This is a genomic window from Halovulum dunhuangense, assembly GCF_013093415.1.
Lineage (GTDB): Bacteria > Pseudomonadota > Alphaproteobacteria > Rhodobacterales > Rhodobacteraceae > Halovulum > Halovulum dunhuangense.
The window spans coordinates 2,191,898-2,198,515 of record NZ_JABFBC010000001.1; the positions used below are offsets into that span (position 1 = coordinate 2,191,898).

The following is a 6,618-nucleotide window of genomic DNA, read 5'->3' on the forward strand; positions in this document are numbered from 1 at the left end:
CCCCGGGCAACGCCGCCCCCGAAGTCAGCCCTTCACGGCACCTGCCGTCATGCCGCTTACGATGAAGCGATTGGCCGTGAGGGCAAACAATATGACGGGCGCGATCACCAGCACGGCATAGGCGGCGATGATGCCGTACTCGGCCCCCGCCTCGGCCCCGCCCAGAAAGCGGGTGATGCCCACCGTCAGCGGTTGAGCGTTGCTGCCCGCAAGAAACAGCGCGAAGAGGTATTCGTTCCACGAGATGATGAAGACGAGGATCGCGAGTGCGATGACGCCCGAGCGTACCACCGGCAGCGACACGTTCCAGAACAGGTTCCAGGGCGTGCAGCCATCCACGATACCCGCTTCCTCCAACTCTCCCGGTACCGTGTCGAAGAAGCCCACCAGCATCCAGGTGGCGAACGGAATATGGATCGACAGATGCGCCAGCAGCAGGCCGAAGCGCGAGCCCGTCAGGCCAAGATTGACGAAGATCAGGAACATCGGCAGCGCAAGCACGACATAGGGGATGAAGCGCATCGCAAGCACGCCGTAGGACACCGCAGAGCGTGCCCGCCCCGAGATCTTGGTCAGCCCGTAGGCCAGTGGCACGCAGACCACCAGCGTGATGATGACGGCCGCGCCCGAGATGATGAGCGAGTTGGTGAAGAAGAACCAGAAATCCCCCCGCGAGAAGGCCTGCGCGAAATTCTCCAGCGTGAAATCGCGCAGAAGCAGCAGATCCAGCGGGCTGCGGAACAGCGCGGTGCTGTTGAGGCTGGCCGCAAGCAGCATGACCGGGGGCAGGATGCAGATGATCAGCCACACCGCCAGCAGGACATGGACGCCCCAGACGGTGGCGCGCTTCTTCAGCCCGGCGGTGATCATGCCTCGTGCCTCCCTGTCTTGCGGTAAAGCGTGATGTAGACCCAGGCGACGACCGCCATGATGATGAACATGGTGAATGCGATGGTGTTCGCCATGCCCATGTCCTGGTTGGCGATGCCCCGGTTGTAGGCGAAGATCGACAGAACCGTGGTCGCCCGCCCCGGTCCGCCCCCGGTAAGTGCCCAGATCATGTCGAACTCCCGGAAGGCCGAGGTGATGATGATGATCGACACGAACAGGATATGCGGCCGCAGAATGGGCAGGATGATGTACCACAGCGCCTGGAAGGGCCCTGCCCCATCGACGCGCCCCGCCTCGTGCAACTCGTCGGGGATCGTCGTGAGAGCGGCGTAGAAAACCAGCACCGCCAACGGGATCAGATGCCAGGAATTGGTGATCGTGGCGGCAAGAAGCGCTGTTTCGCGGTCCAGAAGCCAATAGGGCTGCGGCCCGCCGAACAGGTCGAGGATCGAGTTGATGATCCCGGTGTCCTGTTCCCAGATGAAGAACTTCCAGGCGATGCCGCCCACGATCGGGGTCATGACGAAGGGGATCAGGAACAGCGCCATCCAGAACGGCCGCAGCCTGACCTGCCGCGCGTTCAGAAGAAAGGCGATCAGGATGCCGAAGCCGACCGACAGCACGAGGCACCCCAGCGTGAAGATGGCCGTGATGCGCAGCGCGTTGATGTAAAGCGGATCTTCAAAGGCACGTCGGTAGTTTTCGAAACCGACAAAGGTCTTGGCGTCGAACGCGTAGAGGAACACGTCCTGCAGGCTGTAGCTGAAACCCAGCACCAGCGGTGTGCCCACCACGGCGACCATCAGCGTCAGCCCCGGCAGGATGAACCACCAGCCGCGTGTGAACTTGTCGCGCCGTTCTGCCATCGCTCGTGTCCCCCGGATAGGAATGTCCGGGCGGGATCGCCCCGCCCGGACCGCTCAAGTCACTCGACGTAGCCCGCGCGGCGGAAGGCGTCCGTCATGGTGTTTGCCCAGCGCGTCTGCGCCTGTTCGGGGGTCAGATCACCCGAGAACACGTCGGTGATGAAATCGGTGGTGCCGTTCCACATGACCGAGCCGTATTCCGGGATACCCTGGCGGATGAAGACGGACTGCAGGACCTGCTCGTAGGCGGGCAGGAACTTCCCGTAATAGGGGCGCAGGTTCCGCAGCTCCTCGCTTTGGAAGTGGCCGGCGGTCGAGAACTGCTCGGACTGCTTGCCCCACTCGACCTCGTTGTCCTGGAGCATCCACTTCAGGAACTTGAAGGCTTCGTCGGCATTGGGCGTGTCGAAGACGAACACGCCGCCGCCGCCAAGGAAGGGAGTGCCCTGCTCGTAGCCTGCCAGGTTGTCTTCCCACGCGGGCAGCGGGCTGTAGCCGGTATTGCCCACGGCATCGCCGTCGGGATCCTCGACGGTGCCCACGCCCTGCGGCCACATGGTGGCGGTGGCAAGACGGCCATCACGGAACATCTCCAGCCCCTCGAGAAAGCCCCAGTTCTGGGCCTCGCGCGGCGCGGTGTTCTGCGCAAGATCCACGAAATACTCGGCCGCATCGACGACGATGGGATGATCGATGTCGGGCTCGTAGTTCTCGTCCCAGCCCTGAACGCCGGTGGAATAAAGCACCACGATGAAGCTGCGGGTGATGCCCGCGCCGGCGCCAAGCGCGTCGGCCCAGCCATACACGTCATGTTCCAGCGTCTCGCCGGCCAGCGTCTCGCCCTCTTCGCGGGTGAAGAAGCCCGCGACCTCGCGCAATTCGGCCCAGGTGTCGGGAACGGTCAGTTCGCGGCCGAATTCGGCCTCGAACGCGGCCTGCTCGTCGGGATGCGAGAACCAGTCCTCGCGCACGATCAGCATGGGCGCCGCGGGGGTCGTCGGCACCGCGATGATCTCGCCCGGGCGCGCGTCCGACTTCATGTGGCTCTCGACGATCAGCGGCGGATACGCGTCGACGTCGAAACCGGTCTCCTCGATATAGGGGGTGAGATCGACGACATGATCGACGAAAGTGCCGAACCAGCCGGGGCTGTGATAGCCAAGATCCCAGCGCCCGGTGCCGCCGATCGCCTCGATGGACATCTGGTCGCGCAGCTGGTTGGGCGGCAGGATTTCCCCGATCACCTTGACCCCGGTCTCTTCCTCGTATTTCGGCGCGAAATAGTTGATGACGGCGTCGGCCTCTGCGCCCGGGTGCAGCGCCCAGCGGATTGTCACATCCTGCGCAACCGCGGCGGTTCCCAGCGTCATCCCAAGGGCAAGCACCCCCCCGGCAACGCCATTTCTGGTCAGGTTGTTCATTGGTTATTCCTCCTCCTCTGCATATGTCTTTTCCGCGGCCGCTCAGTTCAGCCGCTCTTCGGTCTTCGGGTCGAACAGGTGGACGCGGCCCGGCATGGGCGCGACCGTGATCGTCTGCCCCGGCGCAAGCGCATGGCGTTGGCGCAAGACGACGGTAAAGGGCGCATCGTCGAGTTGCGCGCCGATCAGGATTTCGGCACCCGTCGGCTCGACCACGGCGACCTGCACCTGAAGACCGGCATCCGACATGACCAGGTCCTCGGGCCGGATCCCGACGCGAACCACCTGCCCTTCGGCAAGCGTCGCGCCCTCTGGCACGCCCAGACGCTGCCCATCGGGAAGAGCCAGTTCTCCGCCGGTTACCGTCGCATCGAGGAAATTCATCGCCGGAGAGCCGATGAAACCTGCCACGAACAGGTTCGTGGGACGGTCATAAAGTTCAAGCGGCGCGCCGGCCTGTTTCACTACGCCGTCATGCATCACGACGATGATGTCGGCCATGGTCATCGCCTCGATCTGGTCGTGGGTGACGTAGACCGTGGTGACCTTCAGGCGCTGATGCAGCTGCTTGATCTCGGCGCGCATCTGCACGCGCAGCTTTGCGTCAAGGTTCGATAGCGGCTCGTCGAACAAAAAGACCTGCGGATTGCGCACGATGGCGCGCCCCATGGCGACGCGCTGGCGCTGGCCGCCCGAAAGCTGCCGCGGGTAGCGATCGAGCAGCGCATCGAGGTTGAGAATGCCGGCGGCATTGTCGACGCGCGACGCGATCTCGGCCTTGTCCACGCCCGACAGCTTCAGCGCGAAACCCATGTTCTGCGCGACCGTCATGTGCGGGTACAGGCCGTAGTTCTGGAACACCATCGCGATGTCGCGGTCCTTCGGGGCCATGTCGTTGACCTCCTGCCCGCCGATGCGGATGGACCCGCCCGTCACGTCCTCCAGTCCGGCGATTAGGCGCAACAGGGTCGATTTCCCGCAACCCGAGGGGCCGACCAGGACGACGAAGGCACCGTCCTCTATCTCCACGTCGATGCCGTGGATTACGCGCACCTGGCCGAAGCGCTTCTCGACTTTATGGATGCTGACGCCCGCCATGTCGTGTCCGCCCTTCCTGTTTCATTTCGCCGGCGCCCGACCCAAGGGTCAGATGCGCGGGCGCACTGTTTGCAATGACATGCCGCGCGTTGGCCAGGTCGTTGCCCTCTGCGCGCGCAACGGCGTCGGCCCGAGACAACCCGTAACCCAGCCAGCGGTCGATCAACCGCGACCGCAATTCGTCCAGCGGCACGCAAAGCATTACCGTCACGTCGAAAAGGCGCGCGAGGTCCACCCAGACCGGATCCGTCAGGAGAAGGTAGTTCCCCTCGAACACGACCACCCGGGTCGCCGCGGAAAGCTCGCCCGCATCGGGAAGCGTGGCATCCAGCGACCGGTCGAACAGCGGGTAGCGGATTGCACCGGGATCCGATCTGATCTGACGTACAAGCCCAAGAAAACCGGCCGCATCGAAAGTCTGCGGTGCGCCCTTCACGTCGCGCAGGCCAAGCAAGTCCAGTTCCGTATTGTCGAGATGGTAGCCATCCATCGGCACCACTTCGGCCGCTCCATCGCCGTCGCGCGCAACCAGCGCGTCGACAAGCAGTTGCGCAAGCGTGGACTTTCCCGATCCCGGAGCACCGGCTATCGCCACCAGCGTGCGGGAACTCGATCGCTTCGCTTCGTCAATGCAGCTGACAATGGCGTCGATCTCGCCGTGCGCCACAAGGCCCTCCCCGACATGCAGGCTCCAGCCTCGATCCGGCAGGCCCGCGCGTTTTCGATGCGTCTGGCTAGCAGCCGAGCGACAGTCGAGTCAATAATAACTTCTTTATGAATTAGGTATTGGTTGTTCCGATCCCATCCGGAGGCTATTCAAGTCGCGCCGCCCCTTCGCTAGGATCGCGCTCTCGATTGCTTCGGACAGGAAGACAGGGATGAAACGGGCCAGCACGCAGGAACCTCCGGTTTGGAAATGATGGGGTCGAACCAAACCTCCGTTCGCGATCACAACGAACGGCTCGTGCTGCATCTGATCCGCCGGCATGGGGTGCTCACGAAAGCCGAAGCCACCCGAAAGACCGGATTGTCCGCCAATGCGGTCTCGATGATCTTCAGGGGGCTCGAACAGGACAACCTTCTCGTGCGCGACGCGCCCTTGCGCGGCCGGATCGGGCAACCTTCGGTGCCGCTTCGTCTCAACCCCGACGCGCGCCACTATATCGGCCTGAAGATCGGCAGACGCAGCTTCGATATTGTCGTCGTCGATTTCTGCGGCGCCGTTCGCGCGCGGCGCAGCGGCGTCATCGACTACCCCACGCCCGCCAACACGCGCAGCTTCGTCAAGGCCGAGTTGCCGCGCCTGCTCAGATCCGCGGGGCTGAAACGCGCGCAGGTCGCAGGGACCGGGATCGCGATGCCCACCGCCATCTGGGAATGGCTCGACGACTTCAAGGGCGCGACACCCGAGATGGAGGCATGGCGGAATTTCGAAGCCGGCCAACAGCTTGACGATGTCCTGCCGGGCCCGATCCTTGTCGAGAACGACGCGACGGCGGCCTGCCGCGCCGAATGGACCTTCGGCAAGCAGTCGGATCGGCCGGACAGCATCTATTTTTTCGTGGGCACCTTCATCGGTGGCGGCATCGTGCTGAATGGCAACGTTTTCAAGGGGTGCTTCGGCAATTCGGGCGGCTTCGGGCCGTTGCGCATCCCCGATGAACCCGGCGGCACCAGGCTGATCGATCACGCGTCGCTGATGACGCTCGAACGAATGCTCGCCGCCAATGGCCGCCCTGCCGAAGAGTGGATGCCTTCGTCCAGCGATTGGGGTGCGCTGGAACCTGTCCTGACGGATTGGATAGCCCGCGCTGGCCGAAGCCTCGCCCATGCGATCGTTTCCACCGGCGCCGTCATCGATTTCGAACATGTCATTATCGACGGGGCGTTCCCGGATGCCGTCAGGACAAGGCTGCGCGACATGGTCGAGTCGCATCTCCACAGGCTGGACACGCAGGGCATCTCGGTGCCGGAAATCCTGCCCGGTAGCTTTGGCGGCGCGGCGCGCGCGATCGGGGCGGCTGCATTGCATATCACGTCACGCTACATGGTCGAGCCCGACACCAGCCTGCGCGCGCGCGACTGACCCATGTCGCGTGCGGCGGGGCGGCCGCGGTCCCCGTTGCCACCGGCCAGCAGCGGGGACGTTCGCGGCGGTCTGTCCACGCCGTTGACAAAGGCACGCTGGGCGGCACCCACATTACCCGTTGCCGTCACTGCATTCGGCCTGTATGCCGCACGGCGACGCACCTGGACCCCGCGTTGTCGGGGTGGCTATTCCGGCCGCCGATCCGCCGGACAACCACGCAAGACGCTGCACATGCAGGCCTGCCCCGCGCGTT

At 64.2% G+C, this 6,618-nt stretch carries 6 protein-coding genes and 1 other annotated feature; of the genes, 1 reads left to right on the top strand and 5 read right to left on the bottom strand.

Annotated features, from left to right (window positions below):
• Nucleotides 1–24: 24 nt before the first annotated feature.
• The 5 genes from HMH01_RS10600 to HMH01_RS10620 are packed head-to-tail and all read right to left on the bottom strand — an operon-like array spanning nucleotide 25 to nucleotide 4,943.
• The gene (locus tag HMH01_RS10600; protein ID WP_171325095.1) at nucleotides 25–870 is read right to left on the bottom strand and encodes a carbohydrate ABC transporter permease; all 846 of its coding nucleotides are present in this window, start codon (nucleotides 868–870) and stop codon (nucleotides 25–27) included.
• Nucleotides 867–1,757, bottom strand: a complete 891-nt coding sequence (locus HMH01_RS10605; RefSeq protein ID WP_171325097.1) for a carbohydrate ABC transporter permease — start codon at nucleotides 1,755–1,757, stop codon at nucleotides 867–869. The genes HMH01_RS10600 and HMH01_RS10605 overlap by 4 nt, the downstream gene beginning before the upstream one ends.
• Before the next feature lie 59 nt (nucleotides 1,758–1,816).
• Nucleotides 1,817–3,178, bottom strand: coding sequence for an ABC transporter substrate-binding protein (locus tag HMH01_RS10610; RefSeq protein ID WP_171325099.1), 1,362 nt, complete (start codon nucleotides 3,176–3,178; stop codon nucleotides 1,817–1,819).
• A 42-nt stretch (nucleotides 3,179–3,220) separates the two neighbouring features.
• Nucleotides 3,221–4,276, bottom strand: coding sequence for an ABC transporter ATP-binding protein (locus HMH01_RS10615; RefSeq protein ID WP_171325101.1), 1,056 nt, complete (start codon nucleotides 4,274–4,276; stop codon nucleotides 3,221–3,223).
• A complete protein-coding gene (locus tag HMH01_RS10620) occupies nucleotides 4,254–4,943 on the bottom strand; it encodes a nucleoside/nucleotide kinase family protein (RefSeq protein WP_343035232.1) in 690 nt (229 codons plus the stop codon). The genes HMH01_RS10615 and HMH01_RS10620 overlap by 23 nt, the downstream gene beginning before the upstream one ends.
• 297 nt (nucleotides 4,944–5,240) lie before the next feature.
• On the opposite strand from HMH01_RS10620, the gene HMH01_RS10625 reads away from it, so the two are divergent.
• Nucleotides 5,241–6,362: an ROK family protein gene (locus HMH01_RS10625; RefSeq protein ID WP_171325103.1), complete on the top strand. Its 1,122-nt coding sequence runs from the start codon at nucleotides 5,241–5,243 to the stop codon at nucleotides 6,360–6,362.
• Between the two features lie 163 nt (nucleotides 6,363–6,525).
• Nucleotides 6,526–6,580 (top strand) — a sequence feature (sul1 is cis-regulatory element that is thought to sense ions involved in sulfur or methionine metabolism; They are found in Alphaproteobacteria).
• Nucleotides 6,581–6,618: the final 38 nt, after the last annotated feature.

Coding starts and splice junctions, on each gene's coding strand:
- HMH01_RS10600 (WP_171325095.1), bottom strand. CDS start 870: ATGATCACCGCCGGGCTGAAGAAGCGCGCCACCGTCTGGGGCGTCCAT.
- HMH01_RS10605 (WP_171325097.1), bottom strand. CDS start 1,757: ATGGCAGAACGGCGCGACAAGTTCACACGCGGCTGGTGGTTCATCCTG.
- HMH01_RS10610 (WP_171325099.1), bottom strand. CDS start 3,178: ATGAACAACCTGACCAGAAATGGCGTTGCCGGGGGGGTGCTTGCCCTT.
- HMH01_RS10615 (WP_171325101.1), bottom strand. CDS start 4,276: ATGGCGGGCGTCAGCATCCATAAAGTCGAGAAGCGCTTCGGCCAGGTG.